Below are 23,211 nucleotides of genomic sequence, written 5' to 3' on the forward strand. Positions count from 1 at the left end.
TCTCCATCAACTAGTATTTTCCGAACTCTTGATCACTTAATACTATTTTGACCGATTCCCTGATTGGGTGTTCGTTTTCATCCGTCGAGCCATCCATTCGGTTATAGTCGTCGTATTGATCGTGTCTTGATAATCCACCTTGTGACCGTCTTAGCTTAAATCTGGCCACCTGTTGTTTTAACAGATCCGCCTGAGAGGATAGCTCTTCGCTTGCAGCGGCAGTTTCTTCAGAAGTTGCCGAAGTGGTTTGCACCACATCCGCAATTTGTGATATGCCTACATTGATCTGGTCGACACTGATTGCCTGATCATTCGATGCGGCGGCGATATCCCCTACAAGATGTGAGACTTTTTCAACGCCTTCAACGATCTGCACTAGTGCAACAGCGGTTTCATTGGCGATTTTGGTACCACCTTCGACTTTTCGGATGGATCCTTCAATCATAGCGGTTGTCTCTTTTGCAGCATTAGCAGACCTTGCTGCAAGGTTTCTTACCTCTTCTGCCACTACGGCAAACCCTTTACCATGCTGTCCGGCCCTAGCGGCTTCGACTGCGGCGTTAAGAGCCAAGATATTGGTTTGGAAGGCGATCTCGTCGATGACCTTGATGATTTTTGAGATATTATTGGACGATTCGTTGATTTCATCCATCGAGCTCAGCATGTCCTTCATCTGCGAATTTCCTTGATTGGCGTTTAGCATCGCGCTTGCAGCCAGATTGTTGGCTTCATTTGCATTATCCGCATTCAGTTTTGTTTGAGAAGCGATCTCCTGGATTGAAGCGGTCAGCTGTTCGATTGAACTCGCTTGCTCAGTGGCACCCTGAGATAGGGACATGCTCGAATCAGAAACTTGCACAGAGCCAGATGCCACCTGCTCTGAAGCCGCGCTTATGTTCGACATGACTTCATTGAAGTTGAGCGTCATCTTCTTGAATGCTTTCGCAAGTGTTCCGATTTCGTCCTTGGATGTCACATTGATCGCCACATCCAGATTGCCCTGTGCCAGCTGCTCGGATGCGATAACCATTTCATTGATCGGTTTTTTAATAAGGTTGGAGATAAAAACACCTAAAATGACCGATATGGTGATGCCCCCTACGATGAAGCCTGTAATCATGATCACGGCTTTAGAGACTTCTTTGTTCGCATAGTCGATATTCAGGTCTGCTAGGTTCTCAATATTAGTTGCTGTCTCTACAAAGGCAGGATCCAAGTCTTCTGACATTTCTATTGTCAGTTCTGTATAGATTTCGTCAGCCGATCTGGCTATCGCTTCCATTTGATCAAGGATTGCAAGCACCTCAACCATATATTCTGAGGATTCGTTGTCATAAATGGCCTGTGCTTCATCTAAACTCACCTGATCGCCTTTTTTGATCAGTTCATTGATTCGTTTGCCAGTATCGTGGACAGCATCATGAGGTGTTCTTATCTCTTGCATTAGCGCTGTGAACGACTCACTGTTTGTTTCATAACTTCCTAACCACACACCGAACGCGCACAGATTTGAATCAAGTCCTCCTGTAAACTCCTTTTCGCTTTCAATGGTCTTTTCAAGTCCCCAGATCCAATTGATGTGATCTTGTTTTCTCATTGATATTTCAAGCCTTAAGGATGCTGGAACATCGATGCCTATGCTGTCCAGCTTGTTGAGTTCCTCTTTAAAGTCTTTGTAGTGTCCTTCCCATACTTCATAGTTGCTGCTAATCTGGTCCCAGTGCTCCTGTTCCTGATCTGTCAGTTTACCGCTTAAGAATTCACTGATAAACTCATTGTAAAGCGTCGTGTTCTCCTCGATATCCTTATAGAACACCAACCTGTCCTCATAGATGGACAGGGGATTGATCAGTTCTTCCTGCAAGACACCGATATTCGTGTAGTGCATGAGCGCCTGCTGTAAATTCACCACGTTCGGCAGGTTTTCTTTTCCTATCTTATTGATGGAGCTAAGACCCACATAGCCGATGATTCCGGCAATGACGGCGACCACTAAAAAACCGATGATCAATTTCTTACCAATATTCATATTCCGATACCAATTCATGTTATCCTCCTTGTCCAAATCATCAACTAGTCAACTGGCTGAAGTTTTCCTCATTCAACAGTCTTTCACAGTCAAGCAGCAATTTCACATGATCCTCGACTTTCCCCAAACTTTTAATATACCGGTTGTTGGTACCCGTGCTTAACATCGGCTGTTCTACGATGTCTTCCTCAAGTATTGTTGTAACCTCTGAGACGCTGTCGACAATCAGCCCTACAGCGTAATCCTTCATGTCTATCACAACGATGCAAGTGCGCTCATTATACTGCACAAACTCCTTGTTGAATCTCAGCCTCATATCCATCACAGGAATGATTCTGCCTCTGAGATTGATGATTCCTCTGATATACTCGGGTAAATCTGGAACAATCGTGATAGGAAGTATTCCAATGATCTCTGTCACGTATTCGATTTCCAGGCCATATACTTCTTCTTCAAGGTCGAAGGTCAGGTACTTCCCCTTAATCGTATCTTCCTCCTCCAATAGGAGCATGTTATTTTCCTGTGTCATAGAAACTCCTTTCCTTACCTAAGTCTAAGACTTGTCAAGCTGTTGATATCCAAGATCAGACTGATGCTGCCATCACCCAGCAGCGTGCATCCCGCAAGACCTACAATCGCTTTTGTCTTTGTTATATATTCAGGTAAGGTCTTTACAACCACCTGTTGCTGTCCTAGCAGTTCATCTGCGAATAGGCACAGGGCCTTGTCATCCTGTTCGATCATGATGAGAATTCCACTGTCAAAATTCGTAATCGCATCTGGAACCTTGTACATCTCATGAAGCCGCAGAACCGGGAAGCTTTCACCCCGAATCATCACCATTTCGTTTCCTTCAGGATCCTTGATACATTCTTTCACGCTCGGCCTGAAGGATTCTTTGATGTTCACCAGCGGAATGGTATATCTCGCTTCACCTACGCGCAGGTTCATTCCTTCAATAATTGCAAGGGTCAAAGGTATTTTTAGCGTCATGGTGGTGCCGTGGCCGGGAGTGCTGTCGACAACCACAACTCCACGGACCGCTTCAAGATTTTTAGCAACCACGTCCATGCCTACACCTCTTCCTGAATACTCGGATACCTCCTCTTTTGTAGAGAATCCAGGTAAAAGAATCAGATGGTCGATTTCATGGTCTGTCATCTCATGCTCTGGCTTACTCAAGATGCCTTGCTCCTTAGCCTTATCGAGTATCGCTTTACGATTTAACCCCTTTCCGTCGTCTTTGATGATGATCAGAACATCCGATCCGACGTTTCTCGCTTCAAGCGTGATTTGCCCTCTAGCTGGCTTTCCAGCTTCTTCCCTCGATTCACGAGCTTCAATCCCGTGATCTATTGAATTTCTGATGATATGCATCAGGGGGTCTGAGATATGTTCGATGATATTCTTATCCACTTCTGTTTCTTCACCGCTAAGTATGAGATCCACATCCTTGCCGAGGTTCTTACTCATGTCTCTCACAATTCGGTGCATCTTCACAAAAGTGCCCGATAATGGAACCATCCGGACTGACATCACCATATCCTGAAGTTCACTTGTTATTTTATGTAGTTGTTGTGATGCTTTCTGATAGCTGATGGATTCAATCCGTTCAGCTTCAGGATTTCGTGTCACCATCGCTTCAGCGATAACCAGCTCACCCACAAGATCCATCAGTTGGTCCAGTTTTTCAACATGAACGCTAATCATTGAAGGCAGGTGTTTTACCAGTTCCTTGTCCTCTTTCTTTTCAGCGGCTTCGATCACCGGTTTCTTTATCTGCTTCGATTCGATGATCACAGGTTCAGGTACTTCTTCTCTTGAGTTTGTATACTCCTCGATACCGATGTCTTCTAGTTGAAGCCGCTTTAGAAAGAAGGTCGTGTTCAACTGTTCTTCTATGGCATCCCTTGATTCGACACTCTTTATCCAAAGCTTAAATCCGTTTTCTCTTATGACCTCGCTTGTATTCTCGTTTTCTGCGATATCGGTTGGGATATGATGGATCTCTGTCGCCTTCTCATTGAGTCCGAACACAACCGTATAGGCACGGACATTCTCCATCTCGCACCCGTCATCGAAATCAATTCTCGCATAAAAGTAATTAAAGGAGTCATTGCTTTCTTTTACATGCGGGATATAGAACTGTTGCTTCTGTTCCACTTGCTTTAGCTTATCGGACTTTACTGCGTCATTTGACTTGATTTCTTTTAAAAATGCCGATAAGGTCTCATTGAGCGGGTCAGGATTCCCATCAGGTTCATCTCCATTCTGGATTTTCACGACTTCTACTTTGACAAAATCGGAAACATCCAGAACCAAGTCGACAAGATCGGAATGTGAATAGACGATGTTCAAGTTTTCGCGGATAATAAAAAAGATGTCTTCAAGCTTATGCGCGAGCATAGTAATGCCGTTGAACATCATCATGGAAGATGAACCCTTTATCGTATGCATATGCCTGAATATGTCATTGACTGCCTTTTCATTGAAAGTGCCGGAGCTTTCATTGGAAATGATCAGCTGTTCCAGCTGTTCTAGAATTTGCATTGTCTCATGTATGTACAGTTCGAGCATGGGATCATTCGTATTGATTGTTGACATATGGTCACCTCCTCTTGAGGGTTACAACGACTTAATTATCGATGTTCAGTTAGTACCCCTACAACAAAATAAGCAAACTAAAATAAAGAAAAACAAACCTAACTGGTTTGTTTTTCTGCATAAGTGGTTCACTGTATTTGCAATCGTTTAATAGATTGAAGGTACTTGATCATGGAGTCAATCTGGTGTTGTCTCTAGGAAACAAAGTGGCTCTTCTGATGTTCTTGTAGCCTAGCAGCTGCGCTGTGATACGCTCCAGTCCGATTGCCAGACCACCATGCGGAGGCGCGCCGTATCTGAAGGTTTCCAGGTAGCTCGCATAGTTTTCAGATTCGAGACCCTTATATCGCATACTGGCACTCAGCGCTTCCTCCTCGTGGATTCTAAGCCCGCCAGTCGTTATTTCAAGCCCTTTGAACAAGAGGTCGAAGCTATGTGTCTCTGACTCACCGCACGCCTTTGTATACATGGGCCTTTTAGTCCTTGGGTAATGGGTCAAAAACAGAAAATCAGATCCTGTCAGTTCCTTGACATGGGCGGCAATCAGTTTTTCACCTTCGGGGTCCAGGTCTCCCTCAAGCTCAGTTTTGCCGTAGTGGTCTTTGAGTATCTCAATCGCCTGTGACAACTTCATTCGTGGAATCGATTCTGGCACGTCGGGCAAAGCGACTTCAAGCAGCTCAAGCTCGCCTTCGCATGTCTTCCTAACATGTTCGAGCATGCTCGAAAGCAGCTGTGTCTCAAGGTCCATCAGATCGCCTTCTGAGGTGATGAATCCCATTTCAAGGTCCATGCTCACGTATTCGTTCAGATGCCTTGACGTGCTATGGGATTCGGCTCTAAAGACCGATCCTATCTCAAACACCCTTTCCATACCTGCCACAACCATCATCTGCTTATAAAACTGGGGGCTTTGCGCAAGGTAGGCGGTCTGTCCGAAATAATCGAGACTGAATACTCCAGCACCGCCTTCCGCGCCTTCTTTTACGAGCTTCGGGGTGTGGATTTCTGTAAATTCGTTGGCTCTTAAAAAGTTTGCGAATCCTTCACACAGAGCCGCTTGAATTTTGAAAGTAGCCTGTTCCATCTGATGCCTTAAGGCGAGCACCCTATGATTCAATATTGTTTCAAGTCCCGCTTCAAGTGTTTGCCCGTTGATCTGTATCGGTAAGTCCTCACTGACTTTACTCAGTACTTCTATCGCGGTGGCTTGTAGTTCGATCGGTCCTAGCTTATTCTGATTTTCAACAACGGTTCCAGTGACACTGACAACAGCTTCAAGCCTCAGGTCGGCTTCTTCAACTACTTGGGGCGACATTGCGACTTGAATAAGCCCTGTACGGTCCCTTAAAATTACAAAGACAACCGCTTTCAGCTTGCGTATACGGTGTACCCATCCGCTGATTTTAACCGTCTGGTTCACATGTTCATTTAGGCTTTTGATCATTGTTCTTTTCATGAGGTTCCTCCATCACATTTTTCACTAGGTTCAAAAAGCTAAAAAGCCCCTTGAACAATGCCTGTTCAAGGGGCGTAATCTACGCGGTGCCACCCTTTTTTAACTTTTGCCAGGTTCAGGTAGGGTCTACAAAAACAAAAAATCCGCTCCTGTATAGGAGCGAATGCTGTATTCGCGGTACCATCCTAGTTGACTCTGACAAATAGTCCTCTTAAGCCCCTATAACGTGGGAATACGGTTTGCGCTAATAGACGTTCACACAAACACCTCATGGATGTCTTTCCTGACAAAACGTCGCACAAGGCTCTCACCGTCCCTTGTTCGCTTAAGCTTGTTCTTGTCGGTACTTTTCCAGTCATTGGTTTTTTATGAGTATATAAAAGTTTTTTAGTGTTGTCAAGGGGGATTTCCGTATGTGGCCTGCGGCCACGCTATACCAGAATTGTGGTGGCCTGTGGCCACATACAGCCATAGCGCAAGCTATGTACAACCCGAGTGCGTAGCACAAGAGTATGGCCCGAGCCCCGCGAGGTACAACCCTGTTTCCCCCAAAAAACTCAAAAAAAACGCCATTTCTCAAGAAACAGCGCCTTTACATCCATCTTTACTCTCCAAATATATTTTCTCAAACTTCTCACCGTCCACAGGTTTTCCAAGCAGATAGCCCTGAATCGTATGGCAATCGAGTTCTTGAAGAAGTTTTAGCTGCATTTCGGTTTCTACACCTTCTGCTATGGTTTTAAGCCCCATTCCTTTTGCAACCATGACAATGGCATTCACGATCAAAAGGTCATCTTTGTCCGTCGCTATGTTGTCGATAAGCTCCTTGGCGATCTTGAGCGTATCCACATCAAATCTCTTGATATAGCTCAGCGAGGAATACCCAGTACCGAAGTCGTCAATTGAGATGTTGACTCCCATATCGCTTAACCCCATGAATATTTCTTCCATTCTTGTGGAGGAGTTCATGGCGCTGTGTTCTGTTATTTCAATATCAATCCAAGATGGCTTCACGCCAGTCGTTGCCATCAACTCTTTAATGTCTTTGAAGAAATCCACACCATCCAGACAGATCGGTGATGTGTTGATCGCGATGGTCAGTTCCATGCCGTACTTCTCGTTCCAATTCTTAATCTGTAAACATGCCGTTCTGCTCACCCACTCGCTGATGTCAACAATCAGTCCGGCTTCTTCCGCAATCGGTATGAATTCCGCAGGCGAGATAAAGCCTTCGACTGGATGATACCATCTGATTAGCGCTTCCATTCCTGTAAGGACCTTGGTTTTAGCATTGAACTGTGGCTGGTAGTAGAGCTCAAAGTCGTTATTTATCGCCGCGTTTCTGAGAAGTAGCTCAAGATGGTTCCTACGCTCTATGCGCTCGATCAGCTGCGAGGTATAGAACACATAGTTTTCATTGGAATCGGAAGCTTTCGCATGATACATCGCTATATCTGCGAACTTCATCAGCTCTTCCGACGTCAGGGCATCTTTAGGGTATCTGGCGATACCGATACTGACATCGACATTGAAGATGTATTTGTCGATGACGATACCTTGACTCAGGCAGCCGATCATGCGCTGTGAAACATCTTCAAGGATGGCATTGCTGTCGGCAGTCAAGGCGACAGCGAACTCGTCTCCACCGAATCTAGAAATCATGAATTCGCCTTCTGACAATTTACTTAAGCGTTTTGCAACTTCTTTGAGTACAGCGTCTCCCATGCTATGGCCGTGTAAATCGTTGATCACCTTAAACCTGTCAAGGTCCATGAAAAACACAGAAAAGGCGGTCTTATTCTCCTCTATCAAGCCCTTGAGATACTCTAAAAAGTAAGATCTGTTATAAAGTCCGGTCAAGTAATCTGTAGTGGACCTCTCGAACAACTTGTTGTTAAGCGCGACCAGCTCTCTGGTTTTAAGGTCCACGGTTTCTTCAAGAGTAGCCTTCTGCAAGGTTTCTCTTTTTAAAAGTGTTTCCACAAGATAAGACTTTTGAACATAATGTGAAAATGCCAGATTCAAGACAATCGCCAGAAACATGATCGCAAGATAGTGTAGATCGATCACCTTTAAAAGGAATGCTGCGATCGGCACCATCGAAATCACCCACACCGCTTTTGTCTTACCGATATTCTCAGGTGCCCTGAAGAGCGTATCCGCAGTTGGTTTATTGTTCTGATAGTCGATAATCCCGACAATGACAAACAGCGTGAAGCTCGCTAAGAACATCACATCCGAAATTGAATTGGCGATATAGGTATCATAGTAATAGCTGAAGATGAATATCTGATCTGAAACGATATAAATTAAAAATGCAAGCGCACCCAATAAAAGCTCGATAGGTATTTTTTTCATTCTCGATGAAAAGAGCATCGCAAGTATGACAACACCTGTGCACACATCTGTCACCATGTAAATCACAAGACTGATAAAATCCACATTCGATAGAATCGTCAGATCGATGTTTTTCAGCAACATGCTGCTCGCCAAACCGAGCAATATGATAAAGACAAGCCCCATATCAAGCAGTAGTTGCATACGGTGCCATTTAGTTATGTTTTTGTAAAAATAGTCTATGATCGCGAATACCATAAAGATATTGGGTAGCGCATAGATGTACAGCAGCAGGGTCGATTCATTAGGATCGATCGACGTAAAATGTTCGTAGTAAAGCCATAGTGTATCCGCAATGGCCCATGCAAATGGCATAAGAGCCACCAAAAACCATGTATACTTAAATTTACCTGCCTTTTTTGCAAAGTAAAATAGCACCCCTGCTGCAAAGAAGTTATGCAGCAGCGATACTGTATCCGTTGTAAATTCAGATATATTGATAAAATAGACATATGCCATTAAAAATAAAATTTGTATTGCGCCAATTAGTTTTAGCTTCATTCGAGTCCTACACTTTCTGATATCACGCATAGGTATAATTTACATTATCGTAATACAAATAGCAAGAAGAACTCAACCGATTCAATATTATTTATGCGAGATTCAAAACCACCTTGAACATATCTCCATCGATACTTAACCTCATATCCGCCTGAAGTACTTTTGAAAGACTCATCGCAATCGAAAGTCCCAAGCCGTTTCCAGCTGTCGACCTTGCTTCTTCACCTCTTGTAAATCTTTGAAGCAGTTCCTCTACAGGCATGTTGAGCGGTTCTTTGGAAATGTTTTTCAGTTCTACTTCAAAAAGATGGTTTTCCTTTTTCAGGTTGATATAGACACGGGTTCCCTGCATGGTGTACTTGGTGATGTTGGATAGCAAGTTGTCAAATATCCTATGAAGCAGCACAGGGTCTGAGGTAATGCTCGCAGAAGAAAGCGTAGTGTTGACGATTAGATCAATACCTGCAGCGTGCGCTTGTTCTTCGTATTCGCCGCTTACTTGGTGGACCAGTTCGAGCAAATCAAGTGTCGTCTCATTTACCTCGATATGTCCACTATTGACTTTTGACGCTTCGACAAGCTGATTGATCAGGTGGTTTAGTCGTTGGGCCTTATCCTGTAGGATTCCGACGTATTTTCCTGCTGTTTCGTTGTCGAGGTCTTCCTTAGCAAGCAGGTCCGTATAGGCGACAATCGAGGTCAGAGGATTCTTGAGGTCGTGCGTCACGTTTGTGATCAATTCGGTTTTCAACTTTTCACTTTTAACCGCTTTTTCCACAGACAGCTTCATGCCTTCATTAAGCGTGTTCAACCTCTGGGCGATAGGAAGAAAAGTAGCTTTGATGTCTCCAACTGTGATCTGCTCTTCCAGATTGCCAAAGGACTGATTCTCAATGAACTGATCGATGATTTTTACAGATTCCAGATGCTGGTATAGTTTTACTGTGGCTATCGTATTGAGCGTCAGAGTCAGAAACATCGCTAGGACCCCGACATCTTCTGTGACCAGAAGATAGGCGGCTAGGATATTGATCATCAGGAGCCCGTTAAGATAAAAGATCCACGAAGGTTTAAAAATACGTTTCCAAGTCATTCGATCGAATAGGTTGAACACCTTTTTAAACAGCCAGTAGATAAACCAGCTCCTCCAAAACGTACGTGATTTGATTCGCCTTGCCAGTGACAATTCAAAAATGACGAACATAAGCATCGAAAAGACGACCGCAACCGCTACCAGAGGAAAACTCTCCACTTCGATCAAATTGACGATGAAAACAAGCGGAGTGATTGAAAGCGTGCCGAATAGAATAGTCAACCATTCAAAAGGGACCCTGTCAAGACCTTTTGACTCAACTTCACCGTGAGGATGCTTTTGACCGGCGACCACATTGAGAAAAGCAAGCGATAAGAACCATATCAGAACATATGCAATCAAATTTGCTATGACTGAGGTTTGCCTTGCTTTGAAATAGGTAAACTGCCGATATATCCGCCCGATTTCGCCTTTATCACTAATGGGCGAGACCTTCATATAGATCTTTACAGGTCTTTCAATCTTCCAGTCCAACGTAGTCGCTCTTAATTGATTGTCCCAGTTTCCGAAGTGATAGTATGTGCCAACTGCATCATAGTCGGAATAGGTCATCTCCTCTTCGCTTACAAGTAGCGCGAACTCGCCGGAATAATAGGTGTCCAGATCTGATCCATAGGGTTCGTTGCCCGTGATTTTTTTGCCACTTGCATCAACAACCGTATATCTGAACGATGTTGAGACATCTGCTCCTTTAAGTCGCTCACGATCATATTCAAGTGTCTGCAAAAGATCATTGAAAAGACTGAAATAGGTACTTCTAAACTCATTCACTTCAATGAGGGTGTTGCTAAAAAGATTATCCAAGTTCATCACAAGCGATCTGCCTGTATCCATTACCACTGCAAAGGTAACAGCGATCATGATCATAACTACCGCTAGTTTTACAGAAGTCTTATACATCATATTTTTCAATTTTATAACCAATTCCCCACACCACCTTCAAGTATTTTGGATTTTTGGGATCTATTTCGATCTTTTCCCTGATCCTTCGTATATGCACAGCCACCGCGTTGTTTGCAGCGACTGCCACATCGTTCCAAGCTCTTTCATAAAGCTCATCGATTGAAAACACCCTACCTAGATGGTTCATCAAAACTGATAAGATCTTCCATTCTGTGGCCGTTACAGAAATCACCGCACCATCGACTGTCACAATCTTCATATGGGTATCCATTTCGAGCCCGCCTGTTTTTAGGATATGTTCCTCTACAGTCCTGTTTCCAAGCTGAGTGTATCTTCTTAGCTGCGCCTTGACCCTCGCGACCATTTCAAGCGGATTGTACGGCTTTGTGATATAGTCGTCCGCTCCAAAGTTGAGTCCGATGATCTTGTCCGTGTTTTCCGACTTAGCAGATAGGAAGATGATTGGCACATTGCTTGTCTCACGCATCTTTGCAACCGTTGTAAGTCCGTCCTGTTCTGGCATCATGATATCCATCATGACAAGGTGAACCTCGTTTTCATCAAGTATCTCCACTGCCTGCTTGCCGTTATATGCCTTATAGGCGTCGATGCCTTCATGCTTTAGGTAGATACATATGGCATCCACGATATCCTTGTCATCATCGCACACTAATAGTTTATACTTCATAGGTCCCCCCTTTTTATCTAGATAAAAATCACTTTGCTTTCTGAAAGCAGATAGCGATTTTCTCAATTATAACATCCTGATTAGTGTTGATGTAGGTCTATTGTAATATTTAGTTTTAACAGAAAGCACAGGCTATTTCTTACAAATTTCTTACTTTCATAAAAAAAACACTTCTCATTCGAAAAGTGTTTTTTGATAAGCTGTCTTTTATCGATTGTCCATACTCATCATCAGAAAACCTGAAAAGCTGGCGTTGTTGGGTGCGAGTGATGAATGGACGTATGTTTTCATCTCGTTGATGACTTTCCTGTAGGTTTTAAAAAACTCATAGTTGGGCTTTGGCGTATATTTCAAACCCTGTAGCTCAAAATAGTCGATGACGTTCTTCACAGTCGTCGGTTTAAAGAGAAGGTCTCGTTCGGGATAATAGTAACAGCTGAAAACCGTCATGATGGTCCACTTTGCCATTTTATATGGCGCAAGCACCTCTAGCATCAAGTTGAATCCCTCTTCTTCATTTTCATGCAGCAGTTCTTCAAGCCCGATCGCAAGTCTTTGCTTTTCTTCTTTTGTCATACTTCTCACTGCATCTCTGAACTTTGGTTTTTCAAATAACGAAACCATCGAGGACTTGTTTACCATTGCGATCATATCCTCGATTACTGTGTCGACGTCTTCAAAAGCACCGATATGAAAATGCTGATGTGCGAATTCAATAAGCTTGTCCATCCTGTGCTTTTTACCGATTGCGATCATTTCGGGTGAATCAAATCCGTCCGGATAGCGCATAAAGAACTGTTCCTCAGCTTGAGAAAGCTTTTGAGCATTCATGTTATCCTCCCATGATGAGCTTTAAGTGTTTGTTTAGCCTTATTTATTTTTATACACAAGACCTCAATCTTTTAAACATTCTAAAATAAATAAGTCGGTCAACCTCATAGGGCACTCTTTCCTTTATTTTTGATTAAGTGCGTTCCACAGGGACTCACTGGTGATCGGCAGAGAGCGTATCCGTACACCCGTCGCATTGAAAATCGCGTTTGCAATGGCTGCAGGCGGTGTGTCGATTCCTATTTCGCCTACCGATTTTGCACCGTAGGGTCCACTTGGCTCATAGCTTTCTTCAAAGCTGACATGCATCGGCCCGACGTCCATCCTGGTCGGAACCTTGTAACGCATGAAGGAGTTGTTGAAGACGCTTCCGTTTTCAAGGTAGTTCACTTCTTCATATAGGGTCATGCCGATTCCCTGAAGCAGGGCTCCTTCGACTTGAATGCGCGCAAGATTCGGATTGATCGGCGTACCGCAATCTACGGCGCCATGGTATTCAAGCACCTTTATTCTGCCTGTTCGTTTGTCGACCTCCACTTCGCAGGCTCCCACCATATAAGGCGGTGGCGACTTTGTTCCCACGTAGGATCCGTGGGCGACCAACTGTTCCTGCTGCTGGGAATAATAGAGTGTTGTCGCGAATTCCTTAAGGGAGATGACCGTATCTGCAGCTGTGATGTTCTCTCCATCAAACTGGGCATCCGTGACCTTAAAGAATCGATTCGCCTTTTCAACGATCGCTTCTCTCATTCTTTCAGCGGCAATCCTCACACTATGTCCTGATATATAAGTCGTGCTCGAGGCGTAAGCTCCAGTATCAAAAGGAGTAAGATCGGTATCGGACGAGTAGACGATGATCTTATCATCAGGCACACCAAGGGTTTCAGCAGCGATTTGCGAAAGTATGGTGTCAGATCCCGTTCCAAGATCGGTGGCACCTATGAGCAGGTTGAAGAATCCGTCATCGTTGAGCTTAAGGATGGCAGAAGCCATATCGATGTAGGGAATACCCGACCCCTGCATCGCAAGCGCCAGCCCCACTCCCCTTACGGTATGTTCATCCACCTGGGTTCTGGGGTATTTCTTTTGCCAGTCCAGGGTAGTTAGCACGCTGTCGAGGCACTCTTCCAGCTTGCATGATTCGACAGTCATGGCAGTACCTTCTGTGCCCTCGCCCATTACTTCGAATATTTTTGAGGTCTCCCCTTCATGGATCATGTTTTTTCTTCTTAGTTCAATCGGATCAAGCTTAAGTTTATCGGCCAGCTCGTCCATGATGGATTCAAGTGCGAAATTGCCCTGGATTGCTCCGTAGCCCCTAAATGCACCAGCTGGTGTCAGATTGGTGTAAACCACATCACCTCTGAACCCGACAGCGTCCACATGGTTATAGAGCGGGAGGGTCTTCGAGCCTGCCACCATGAGTACCGTGAGCGCATGCTCTCCATAGGCTCCCGTGTTGGACAGGATGTCGACGTCGATCGCCTTTAGCGTACCGTCGTTCATGGCGCCAAGGGTGATATCGATGCGCATCTGGTGTCTTGTATAGGACGCGGTGAAGACTTCTTTTCTTGTATAGATAAGCTTGGCTGGGCGCTTGGTCATCTGCGTGACAAGCGCTACAAAAAACTCACCGTGAATCGCCTGTTTGCCTCCGTAACCTCCACCGATTCTGGGTTTTATCACACGAATCGTCGACAAGGGGATATTCAAGTTCTTGGCCAGTATCCTCCGTACGTGAAAAGGAGTCTGTGTCGCTGAGATGATGGTGAGCCTGTCCTGAAAATCGTAGTAGGCGACAGCGCTGTGGGGCTCTGTCATGGCATGTGCCTGAGCCTGTGTGAAATAGCGCTCTTTAATGACCACATCGCACGAATCGAGGGTTTGGCCCATATCACCGATTTTCATTTCGTACTGTGCCGCAAGATTTCTTTTGGCATCATGACCAATCGGAAACATGCTGGACGTCTCATCATTTGCGTGGATCAGCACCTTGTGGTCCATCGCTTCTTCAAAGTCGATAATGGCTGGTAGCACTTCATAGCTGACTTTGATCTTTGACATCGCAAGGTCCACTACTTTTTCAGTGGCACCTGCGATGACTGCCACCGCGTCTCCGATATACCTGACGGTCTTGTTTAAGATTCTTGCATCGTATGGCGAAGGTTCCGGGAACCCTTGTCCAGCTCTTGAAAACACGTGATCCGGTACATTCTCATGGGTCAGAACACATTTTATTTCAGGGATCGCAAGCGCCGAACTCACATCTATCGATGTGATTTTTGCATGGGCATGTGGTGATCTTAAGACCTTGACGATTAGCGCATCCCTTGGCGCCAAGTCGTCCGTGTAGGCTGGTTTTCCAAGCACAAGCCCCATGCCGTCCACTTTGGGAATCGAGGTTTTGATGCTCATCGGTTGTTCACCTCCAAGTAGTTGGCAAGTGCGCGGTGCTGGCCTTCATATCCGGAGCACCTACACATGTTACCGGCCAGATAGTGTTTGACTTGCTCCATCGTAGGATGTTCAATCTCTTTGAATAAGGCGATCAGACTCATCATATGTCCTGGAGAGCAAAAACCACACTGCTCGACTCCTTCGGCTGTTATGTAGTTGGCTATTTCACGTACTTGTTCCTGCACTCCCTCAATTGTAGTGATCAACTTATGGTTGGCCCTGACTGTGAGGAATCCGCAAGAAGGAACCAGTTTGCCGTCGACAAGAATTTGGCATACTCCGCAGCTTGTGCTGTCGCACCCGCGTTTTACGCTCTTATAGCCTAGTTTTCTAAGTGTATCGAGTAAGATTTCGTCCGGAGTCGCCGAAAAGGAAAACCGGTCGCCATTGATGATTAAGGTCACTTCCATCTACTTACCTCCTTAAGCGCATCTTCTAATAGCGATTTGGCAAGCGCATGCCTGTAAACACCGCCAGCTCTCTGATCCGACCCAAATCTGAAGTGCTCCAAAATGAGATCGACAGAAGGTAAGTCGACACAGACGAGTGAAGCTGCCCTGTAGGGGGTGGCACCGAAAGCTATCGTATAGTAATATTCTTTGGCAATCGAGCAGTTGACCAGTGAAAAATCCGTATAGACAGGCTTAAATGCGCTAAACACGCTTTTCACCTTTAAGGGAATACCCACACTCAACAGGATGTCTGCTTCCTCTAGCCCGTGACTGATAAAGTCCTCGATCCTGATGTCGCCTTTTCGATGAAACCTAAGCACCGCTCCAAGCGCCAGTAGGGCTGTGAGGATATCTGAGAAGGGATACCTTCCCATGACACTGCCGCCTATCGTAGCCATATTTCTTACGGCGACACCTGCAATCTGCATCGTACTTTGCCGTAGCGCACGTGGGATATCCTTATTGTTTTCGATCTCATGCAAGGTCACCATCGCTCCTATGGTTATTTCATTTTCGCTTAGGATAATCTTGTTTAGACCCAGATCCTGCAGATCGATCGCAAGTGGGAGGCTTCTGTGCTGTAGTCTTAGGAACACACCCCCGGCGATCAAGGTCGAGTTTTTTTGACTGATCAGCAGCTCGTATGCGGCAGCAACGTCAATCGGTTTGACATACTCTTTGATTTTCACATTAACCTCCTATTGCAGAAATGTCTTTAAGGCCGTTGCCGGTGACAAGGATCACTACCTTATTATGCGGTTTGATCTTACCTGACCTTAGCATATTCTTTAGGCCAGCAAGCGGCGTGGCACCCGCCGGTTCTGCAAAAACACCGGTCATGGATGCAAGATCCCTGATCGCTTCGACGATTTCCTCGTCATGGACAGAGATCATGTCTCCGCCGTTCCTATTAAGAAACTGACAGGCCTTGATGACATCGCGCGGATACCCTACACTGATGCTGTCTGCGATGGTATCCACTACCTCTCTTATCGGTGTATAGGGTTTGCCTTTTTGGAATACATGCTTCAGTGTCGACGCCCCCTCAGCTTGCACTCCGATGACAGTAGGAACCTTATCGACAAGTCCTAGAATCTTGAATTCTTCAAATCCCTTGATGATCGCGCTGATCACAGTTCCATCACCTACGCTTACCAATACATAGTCAGGGACCTGATAATCAAGTTGTACGAGAATTTCATACGCTGCGGTCTTTTTACCCTCAAGCAAATAAGGATTGACCGCTGAATTTCTGCAGTACCAGTGTTTGCTGAACCCAAGCGTCATGGACTGGTCAAAGGCATCGTCATAGGTTCCGCTGATCCTGTTGATCTTGACACCTGCGACCTTCAGCTGGGCGAGTTTTCCCGCGGGCATTTTTTCAGGTACGAAGATGACGGTTTTCAGCGGACTGCTTGCGCTGATAAGTGCAAGCGATGAGGCGGCGTTTCCTGTTGAAGCGCAAAATATCGTCTCATATCCTTCTTCCACAGCAAGGTTCACTGCAATGAGACTCGCCCTGTCCTTCAAGGATGCCGAAAGGTTCATCCCATCGTTTTTGACATAAAGCTTGTCCATACCGAGTAAGTTGTCGAACTCGAGTAAGGGCGTTCCACCGACGGCATCAGCAACAGAAGAATAGTTTTTAACAGGAAGAAGCATCTCAAACTGGTACATGGGTGCGGTTTTTGAAAAGGATGCCAGCATGGGCCTTATCTTGTCGTAATCGTACTTCACTACGAGGGTTCCGAAAATCGAACCGCAATTGTCGCAAAAATAGCGGTTCTTCTCTTTTTTGTAGGTTCTACTGCAGCTTACACAGGTTAGATGGATCACGTGAGCACCCCCTCGATGGCATTTGCCATACATCTGGATTCGCACAGACCGCACCTGATGCAGCGCGACTGATTGAAGACTGGACGTTCGGCCGCTTCATAGGCCATAAATGGACATACCCTGACGCATACCTGGCAGCCGATGCACCTGTCTGTGATTTCCGGATAACCTCCTCGACCTTTCACGCTAAAGTCAAGTCCGGTGTTTCTAAGATCTTCCACCGACTCGATAGCGTTTTCAACCATCACATCGTCCATTGCTTCCACAATGGAACTATAGCTTGCCCTGCCGTTTATCAGCGCCGTCGATAGCATCTGCACAAGATCAGCTCCTGCAAGGATCATTTCGAGCACATCGGTGGCTGTTTCTATTCCTCCGCATCCGATAATCGGAACATCAGGAAAGTTCTTTCTGAGTCTTGCGATCCTTTGAAGGGCGAACGGCTTGATGGCAGGACCCGAAATCCACGAATGGCCGTCCTCGTTTCCTATGAGGAGGGACCTGTTTTTTAAGTCGATCACAGCGCCTGGTCCAAAGGAGTTCAGGGCAACGATTCCGCTCGCACCGGCCTTCATGACGGTTTCGACAAAATGGATGTCATCCACCACATGCGGGCTCATTTTGATCAGTACGGGCTTATCGGTGAGACCTGTGACATGCCTTACCATGGATTCAAGCGAAGCCTTGTTGTAGTGCGTGCTGATCTCGAAAAAGTCCGCGAACCCTTCTAGTTTAGGAATGACGATTTCGAGCTGTTCCTTCGTGTAGCCCACACTGATTCCCAGCGGCTTCGTCTTTTGACTGACTAGCGTCGGGAGCACACCGATCCAGTAGTTCAGATCGTGTTCGCTCCATAGCTCGGTGTTGTACACCATATGTTTGGTCGCCACAATGCACGGCTTTTTAACTTGAGCGCCTTCGACAGAAATCGTTTTTGTGACCAGACCGCCTAGCAGAAGCTCGTTTAGGCTAAGTAAGTTTTCGAGCCCTTCGCATAAAGGGCCGGATGCCGGTAAGAGCGGATTGTCGAATGCCAGTCCGAAGAGATTCACTTTTTTATTCATGTTCAGCCTCTATTCTTTGCCACAGGTTCCCCACTATTGTTTTAGGGATCTTTTGCTCCCTTACAAGCTTGTGATGGTCGACTAAAAGATTGCCTCCATTCCACATCTTGATGATACTTAAGTCATCGTAAATTCCATAAAAGACATGCGAAAAGACATTTTCATCGGTAACGGGACTGGATGCGCTGTAATCCAACAAGACCGCATCAAATCGATATCCCTTGTCGAACTTGCCTAGCTTGAGCCCTGTGATTGTTTCATAGTATCGGTAGCTGTTTCTGATTTCATCTTTAAGTTTTTTGAGCGTCATCGCCTGAGCGCTAGGTCCGCCTTTTGCCTTTTCGCTGTAGTACAGCTCCTGCCAGCTTTTTGCCACATCGGCGCCCAGCCCGTCCGTACCGACGACGACTGGAACCCCATACCTATTCAGCAGCTCATAGTCGACTGTTCCCACACCGTTGTTCTGATTGCTTCTGACATTGGCAACGACCGTGCATCCGCTTTCCTTTATGATCTTGGCATCTAGTTCTGTGATATGCACACAGTGTGCGAGCAAGCTATCTTTCACAAGCAGCCCATTCATTCTAAGCCGTTCAACCGGTGATAGCGCAAAGGCTGTCTGGTCTTCAAGGCTCTCTGCGATATGGCAGTGGATAGGCGCGGATGCGATACTCTCCACTATTTTTTTTAGGGTGCTGTCACCAAGTGTCATCGAGGCATGCAGTCCTAAAAACCCGCCGTACTTCGAAAGATGCATGCGGTTCTCTTCAATTGCGTGGCCTGTATCAAATCTATCACTCACTTCAAAACAAGTGGAACCGTGCAGCCCCATATCCTTTATGGCTTTCTCCACAGCCTTTGTAGACCCTAGGATCTCACCGCTTGCATGGTGGTCCATGACACCTACGACGCCCTTTAGCAGCAGCTCCTGGCCATGCGCTACCGCCGACCAGTACACATCCTCCAGGGTCAGATTCCGGTCGAGTCTCCACCAGACCTTTTGGAGCATCTCCCTAAAGCTCTTGGCATCGCTTTTAAAGTCAAATCCTCTTGCAAAGGAGGAATACATATGGGTGTGGAAGTTGATGAAACCAGGTAGAAGAAAACTTCCTTCACCGTCAATGCAGTTCTTGCAGGACTCAAAATCCTCCATCCTACCCACATCGACAATTTCTCCATGGTCAAAAATGAGGTAGCCGTGATCGATATAGGTCTCATAATCGTATAGCCTAATATTCGTCAGTGCGATCATTAAAATCACTCCTTACAAATTGTCCTTTGTTTTCAAACACGCGCCCGTCATCCATGACGACTTTGCCGCTGACCATGGTGCGGATCACAGCTCCCTTTAGCACCATGTCCTGATAGACCGAGTAGTCACTTGCCCCCATATGGGCTGAAACCACCGTGTGCTTTAGGGGATCAAAAAGGAACAAGTCGGCCCTATGGCCTTCTTTGATTTCTCCTTTGTCCTTTAGTCCGAAAACCGCCGCTACATTTTTGCTCATCTTGTCGATGATGCCTATTCCGAACTTGTTGTACATCAACAAGAAGCTATAGCTGATGCTGCCGATCCCCTTTGGAACCTTCGCCGCATCGCCGTACTTAAGCTTTTCTTCTTTTTTGAAGGGGCAGTGGTCGGTGCCGATCGTCGTCAAGAGGCTTATCCGCTTATTTAGCTTATCGCGTTCCTCTCTAGACCTAAGCGGCGGAGCAAGCAGGTAGAGCGCCCCCTGCTCCTCTTTAAAGCTCTCCTTTGACAGGTAAAAGTAATGCGGGCAGCTTTCTATCACGACATGCTTCATATTAGAAAGCAACTCCACACCGCTACCGCTTGAGACATGCACCACATAAAGCACGCCCCTTCTTTTTAGTGCAAGCAGGTCCTTAAGGGCGCTAAGTTCGGAGGTCAGCGGCCTGCTGTTCTCGAAGGTCGATATTTCCTTGTACCTGGCGTCCACCAGCTCATCGTCCTCCGCATGCACCATGGTGACAATCTCTTCACCTAGTAGGGCCTCTAACACTTCTTTAGGAACTTTACGGTCGGATTCGGAGTAGGTCGTAAACACCTTGATGCTTGAAAGACCGCTACGCTTCACTTGTCTTACCAGTTCTTTCACGTCACCTCTAAAGTTGCCGAGGGTCGCATGAAAACCGTAGTCGATGATCGACGCCTGCGCCTTTTCCATTCTGCTTTTAAGGGCATTGGCGTATTTCATCTCGCTTTCAATCGGATCCAGAAAATCGAGGATCGTCGTCACACCGCCAAAAGCGGCGGCGACAGATCCCTGATAAAAGTCGTCACAGCTTGTCACATGACCGAGGTTCAGTTCCATATGCACATGCGGGTCGATGATCCCTGGCAAGATGAACAGGCCTGAGCAGTCCACCACGTCCTTAGAAGGATGCTCTTCAAGACCTATCAGGCGAATCACTCCATCTTTAATGAATACGTTGCTTTTAAAAAGCCCGCCGCCTGCATACACCTCTCCCCCTATAAGTGCCGTATCGTACATATCAGTACCCCAGTACTTTTTTAAGGGCTTCCTGATGTTGCGTCCTATACTGGATGATCTTCTCGTCCATCTCTTTTACTTTACCCGCCTCATTCAACCAAAACTCCTGATCCTTCATGCGGTTCAGCTCTTCGATGGTTTTTCCCTGTTGTTCTATCCAGGTGTAGTATTTCAAATTATGCCATCTCAGACGGTTGTGTTTGTCGCCTTCATAAAAATCACTCTCGCTCTGATAACCGATGATCCGCTCATAGACGGCCTTGGCCTCATGCTCGCTGTACTCAGGCATGTTTTTCATCACCGAATAGTATCTGTCGATTCCGTCCGTTGCGACAGTGAATACATTTTCACCATCCTTGAGGTCATAATATTTTGCCGTTTTAATCGCCGCGATAATATTCGCACAGCCCGAAATCCCAAGGCAGGTGGATAGTTTGTCTATAAGCGCTTCAGGGATAAACCGGCTCAAATAGGCTTTTCCGGTCTCTGAGTGGAACAGCTTTAAAAGCCGTTTGGCGTCCATGTCGTCAATGAGCACCACACCGTCTGTGTTCATCACATTGTGTATCCACGTGACATGCTTGTCCCCGATGCCTTGAATGTCATGCCCGCCGTAGCCGTTTAATGCGAGTGTCGGACACTGGACAGGTTCTCCTGCGACCACCTTGGCTTTGGGAAAGACCTTTTTGATCCTGTCACCACTTGCGATGGTTCCAGCAGAACCGACAGTAAGTACGACCGCTGCGATCTCTTCGTTTCCTATTTTTTCGTCCTTCACCAGTTCGACCATGGTGCCGCCAGTCACGTACTCATGGAATCTGTAATTGGCAAAAGATTCGAACTGGTTGAGTATTCTGATGGTATCCGGCGACTCTGCCACAAGCTCGTGGGTCTTGTCGTAGATTTCCTTCACATTCGATTCGCACCCCGGCGTGGCGATCACATCGGAGCCGTACCTTCTTATGATCTCAAACCTTTCTTCGGACATCTCTTCTGGTAGGATCACAAGCGACTTATACTGCATACGCGCGCTCACCCACGCTCCGCCCACACCGTAGTTACCTGTAGATGGCCACACGAGCGTGTGATGGGTAGGGTCCACTTCACCACTTACCGTTTTTTCTGTAAGGACGGAATAGGTCGGACCCACCTTATGGGAACCTGAGGGAAAATCCTTGGCATACATCACAATGATGTTGGCGTCCACTCCGGTAAAGCTTGGAGGCAGTATGAAATACCTGTAGGAGTCGTCGGCATTGCGCCAGTTGATATTATACAGATTTACGGGATGCAGCGGGTCCTCCTTTGCCATTTTCAGCGCCATCTTCCTGATGTCCGCATCGATGGTCGAAGGGTGCAGCATTTCTTCGTAGGTAGGTCCTATGACTGGAATTTTCATGAGTCGCCTCCTAAAGGGTCAGAGCCATAACGGCTTTTGCGGTGTGTAGTCTGTTTTCAGCTTCCTGATAGACGATGGAATGTTGCCCGTCGATCACCGAATCCTCCACCTCGTTGCCCCTGTCGGCAGGCAGGGCATGCATGTAATGGACATTGGGATGCGCTGTGTCCATCAGCTTTTCCGTGCATTTCCAGTGCTTATGGTCTTCGAGTCTAGGTTCTGGACCTTTTCCGCTCCATGAGCCCCAGTTTTTTGGAATGACGATGTCGGCATCTTTAAAAGCCTCTTCGATATTTCCTATTACCCTGAAGCTTCCGCCGTGCTTGCTTGCGTTTTCTTTGGCTTCTTCAATCACCCAATCAGGCAGCTCAAATCCAGGAGGATGTGCCAAGGTGACATTCATTCCGTATCTAGGGAAGAGCAGGGCCTGCGTGAGGGGTACGCTGATGGGTTTTTTATGGCTTGTGGCAAATGCCCAGATAATCGATACGTTCAAACCCTTTGTAGACTCGTGCTTTTCCTTGATGGTCATGAGGTCTGCTAGTCCCTGCATCGGATGATACAGGTCGCACTGCAGGTTCATGACGGGTCTTGAGGCGTACTTGGCCATCTCGGTGATGTACTTGTTTCCGATCTCCCAGTCGCAATATCTGCAGGCAAGTCCGTGTCCGAAACTCGACAGGATGACTCCGGTGTCCTTTGCCACTTCACCGTGGCTGATCTGCATGGTGGAGGTATCCAGATAGTTCGCATGCCCTCCAAGTTGGGCGATGCCCATTTCCATCGAGTTCCTTGTCCTTGTGGAGGCCTCGAAAAACATCAAGGCGATGGTCTTGTATTCGAGTATCGGTGTCTTGATGTCCATGTAATGTCTTCGTTTTAAATCACTCGCTGTTTCAAGCGCCATATCAATCTGATCGTTGGTCCAATCCCTAAGTGTGATGAAGTGTTTTCCTTTAAGTGTTCCGTACATGTGAGTACC

The 23,211-nt window shown here is 46.3% G+C and carries 17 protein-coding genes and 1 other annotated feature; all 17 genes read right to left on the reverse strand.

Going from position 1 to position 23,211, the window contains the following annotated elements:
• Window positions 1-10: 10 nt before the first annotated feature.
• The gene (locus DWB64_RS00645; RefSeq protein WP_129486243.1) at window positions 11-2,047 is read right to left on the reverse strand and encodes a methyl-accepting chemotaxis protein; all 2,037 of its coding nucleotides are present in this window, start codon (window positions 2,045-2,047) and stop codon (window positions 11-13) included.
• Window positions 2,048-2,069: 22 nt separating this feature from the next.
• The gene (locus DWB64_RS00650; RefSeq protein ID WP_129486244.1) at window positions 2,070-2,558 is read right to left on the reverse strand and encodes a chemotaxis protein CheW; all 489 of its coding nucleotides are present in this window, start codon (window positions 2,556-2,558) and stop codon (window positions 2,070-2,072) included.
• Window positions 2,559-2,572: 14 nt separating this feature from the next.
• Complete coding sequence (locus DWB64_RS00655) at window positions 2,573-4,633, reverse strand: chemotaxis protein CheA (protein ID WP_129486245.1); 2,061 nt, start codon at window positions 4,631-4,633, stop codon at window positions 2,573-2,575.
• Between the two features lie 169 nt (window positions 4,634-4,802).
• Window positions 4,803-6,092 carry an aspartate--tRNA(Asn) ligase gene (gene aspS, locus DWB64_RS00660; RefSeq protein WP_129486246.1) on the reverse strand — a complete coding sequence of 430 codons (1,290 nt, stop codon included), beginning with the start codon at window positions 6,090-6,092 and terminating at the stop codon, window positions 4,803-4,805.
• Between the two features lie 152 nt (window positions 6,093-6,244).
• Window positions 6,245-6,460: a binding site (T-box leader), on the reverse strand.
• A gap of 208 nt (window positions 6,461-6,668) precedes the next feature.
• Window positions 6,669-8,804, reverse strand: a complete 2,136-nt coding sequence (locus tag DWB64_RS00665; RefSeq protein ID WP_164980146.1) for a bifunctional diguanylate cyclase/phosphodiesterase — start codon at window positions 8,802-8,804, stop codon at window positions 6,669-6,671.
• A gap of 277 nt (window positions 8,805-9,081) precedes the next feature.
• Window positions 9,082-11,007 (reverse strand): HAMP domain-containing sensor histidine kinase, encoded by a 1,926-nt coding sequence (locus tag DWB64_RS00670; RefSeq protein WP_129486248.1) that lies wholly within the window; start codon window positions 11,005-11,007, stop codon window positions 9,082-9,084.
• Entirely contained in the window at window positions 10,976-11,674 is a 699-nt protein-coding gene (locus DWB64_RS00675) for a response regulator transcription factor (protein WP_129486249.1), read from the reverse strand. Before DWB64_RS00675 ends, DWB64_RS00670 begins: the two co-directional genes overlap by 32 nt.
• A gap of 207 nt (window positions 11,675-11,881) precedes the next feature.
• Window positions 11,882-12,505, reverse strand: coding sequence for a hypothetical protein (locus tag DWB64_RS00680; protein ID WP_129486250.1), 624 nt, complete (start codon window positions 12,503-12,505; stop codon window positions 11,882-11,884).
• 123 nt (window positions 12,506-12,628) lie between these two features.
• Window positions 12,629-14,920 (reverse strand): xanthine dehydrogenase family protein molybdopterin-binding subunit, encoded by a 2,292-nt coding sequence (locus DWB64_RS00685; RefSeq protein ID WP_129486251.1) that lies wholly within the window; start codon window positions 14,918-14,920, stop codon window positions 12,629-12,631.
• Window positions 14,917-15,372: a (2Fe-2S)-binding protein gene (locus DWB64_RS00690; RefSeq protein WP_129486252.1), complete on the reverse strand. Its 456-nt coding sequence runs from the start codon at window positions 15,370-15,372 to the stop codon at window positions 14,917-14,919. The genes DWB64_RS00685 and DWB64_RS00690 overlap by 4 nt, the downstream gene beginning before the upstream one ends.
• Window positions 15,363-16,103: a xanthine dehydrogenase family protein subunit M gene (locus DWB64_RS00695; protein ID WP_129486253.1), complete on the reverse strand. Its 741-nt coding sequence runs from the start codon at window positions 16,101-16,103 to the stop codon at window positions 15,363-15,365. The genes DWB64_RS00690 and DWB64_RS00695 overlap by 10 nt, the downstream gene beginning before the upstream one ends.
• Before the next feature lies 1 nt (window position 16,104).
• Entirely contained in the window at window positions 16,105-17,250 is a 1,146-nt protein-coding gene (thrC, locus tag DWB64_RS00700) for a threonine synthase (protein ID WP_129486254.1), read from the reverse strand.
• Window positions 17,247-18,314 carry a 4Fe-4S binding protein gene (locus tag DWB64_RS00705; RefSeq protein WP_129486255.1) on the reverse strand — a complete coding sequence of 356 codons (1,068 nt, stop codon included), beginning with the start codon at window positions 18,312-18,314 and terminating at the stop codon, window positions 17,247-17,249. Before DWB64_RS00705 ends, thrC begins: the two co-directional genes overlap by 4 nt.
• A complete protein-coding gene (locus DWB64_RS00710) occupies window positions 18,307-19,566 on the reverse strand; it encodes an amidohydrolase family protein (protein ID WP_129486256.1) in 1,260 nt (419 codons plus the stop codon). The genes DWB64_RS00705 and DWB64_RS00710 overlap by 8 nt, the downstream gene beginning before the upstream one ends.
• Window positions 19,544-20,830, reverse strand: a complete 1,287-nt coding sequence (locus DWB64_RS00715; RefSeq protein ID WP_129486257.1) for a dihydroorotase family protein — start codon at window positions 20,828-20,830, stop codon at window positions 19,544-19,546. Before DWB64_RS00715 ends, DWB64_RS00710 begins: the two co-directional genes overlap by 23 nt.
• A gap of 1 nt (window position 20,831) precedes the next feature.
• Window positions 20,832-22,229 (reverse strand): PLP-dependent cysteine synthase family protein, encoded by a 1,398-nt coding sequence (locus tag DWB64_RS00720; protein WP_129486258.1) that lies wholly within the window; start codon window positions 22,227-22,229, stop codon window positions 20,832-20,834.
• Window positions 22,230-22,239: 10 nt separating this feature from the next.
• Window positions 22,240-23,202 carry an ornithine carbamoyltransferase gene (locus DWB64_RS00725; protein WP_129486259.1) on the reverse strand — a complete coding sequence of 321 codons (963 nt, stop codon included), beginning with the start codon at window positions 23,200-23,202 and terminating at the stop codon, window positions 22,240-22,242.
• Window positions 23,203-23,211 lie beyond the last annotated feature (9 nt).

Source organism: Fusibacter sp. A1, assembly GCF_004125825.1.
In the GTDB taxonomy this organism is placed as follows: Bacteria; Bacillota; Clostridia; order Peptostreptococcales; family Acidaminobacteraceae; genus QQWI01.

Coding starts and splice junctions, on each gene's coding strand:
- DWB64_RS00710 (WP_129486256.1), bottom strand. CDS start 19,566: ATGATCGCACTGACGAATATTAGGCTATACGATTATGAGACCTATATC.
- DWB64_RS00650 (WP_129486244.1), bottom strand. CDS start 2,558: ATGACACAGGAAAATAACATGCTCCTATTGGAGGAGGAAGATACGATT.
- DWB64_RS00720 (WP_129486258.1), bottom strand. CDS start 22,229: ATGAAAATTCCAGTCATAGGACCTACCTACGAAGAAATGCTGCACCCT.
- aspS (WP_129486246.1), bottom strand. CDS start 6,092: ATGAAAAGAACAATGATCAAAAGCCTAAATGAACATGTGAACCAGACG.
- DWB64_RS00675 (WP_129486249.1), bottom strand. CDS start 11,674: ATGAAGTATAAACTATTAGTGTGCGATGATGACAAGGATATCGTGGAT.
- DWB64_RS00705 (WP_129486255.1), bottom strand. CDS start 18,314: ATGAATAAAAAAGTGAATCTCTTCGGACTGGCATTCGACAATCCGCTC.
- DWB64_RS00680 (WP_129486250.1), bottom strand. CDS start 12,505: ATGAATGCTCAAAAGCTTTCTCAAGCTGAGGAACAGTTCTTTATGCGC.
- DWB64_RS00715 (WP_129486257.1), bottom strand. CDS start 20,830: ATGTACGATACGGCACTTATAGGGGGAGAGGTGTATGCAGGCGGCGGG.
- DWB64_RS00655 (WP_129486245.1), bottom strand. CDS start 4,633: ATGTCAACAATCAATACGAATGATCCCATGCTCGAACTGTACATACAT.
- DWB64_RS00665 (WP_164980146.1), bottom strand. CDS start 8,804: ATGCCATTTGCATGGGCCATTGCGGATACACTATGGCTTTACTACGAA.
- DWB64_RS00645 (WP_129486243.1), bottom strand. CDS start 2,047: ATGAATTGGTATCGGAATATGAATATTGGTAAGAAATTGATCATCGGT.
- DWB64_RS00685 (WP_129486251.1), bottom strand. CDS start 14,920: ATGAGCATCAAAACCTCGATTCCCAAAGTGGACGGCATGGGGCTTGTG.
- DWB64_RS00690 (WP_129486252.1), bottom strand. CDS start 15,372: ATGGAAGTGACCTTAATCATCAATGGCGACCGGTTTTCCTTTTCGGCG.
- DWB64_RS00725 (WP_129486259.1), bottom strand. CDS start 23,202: ATGTACGGAACACTTAAAGGAAAACACTTCATCACACTTAGGGATTGG.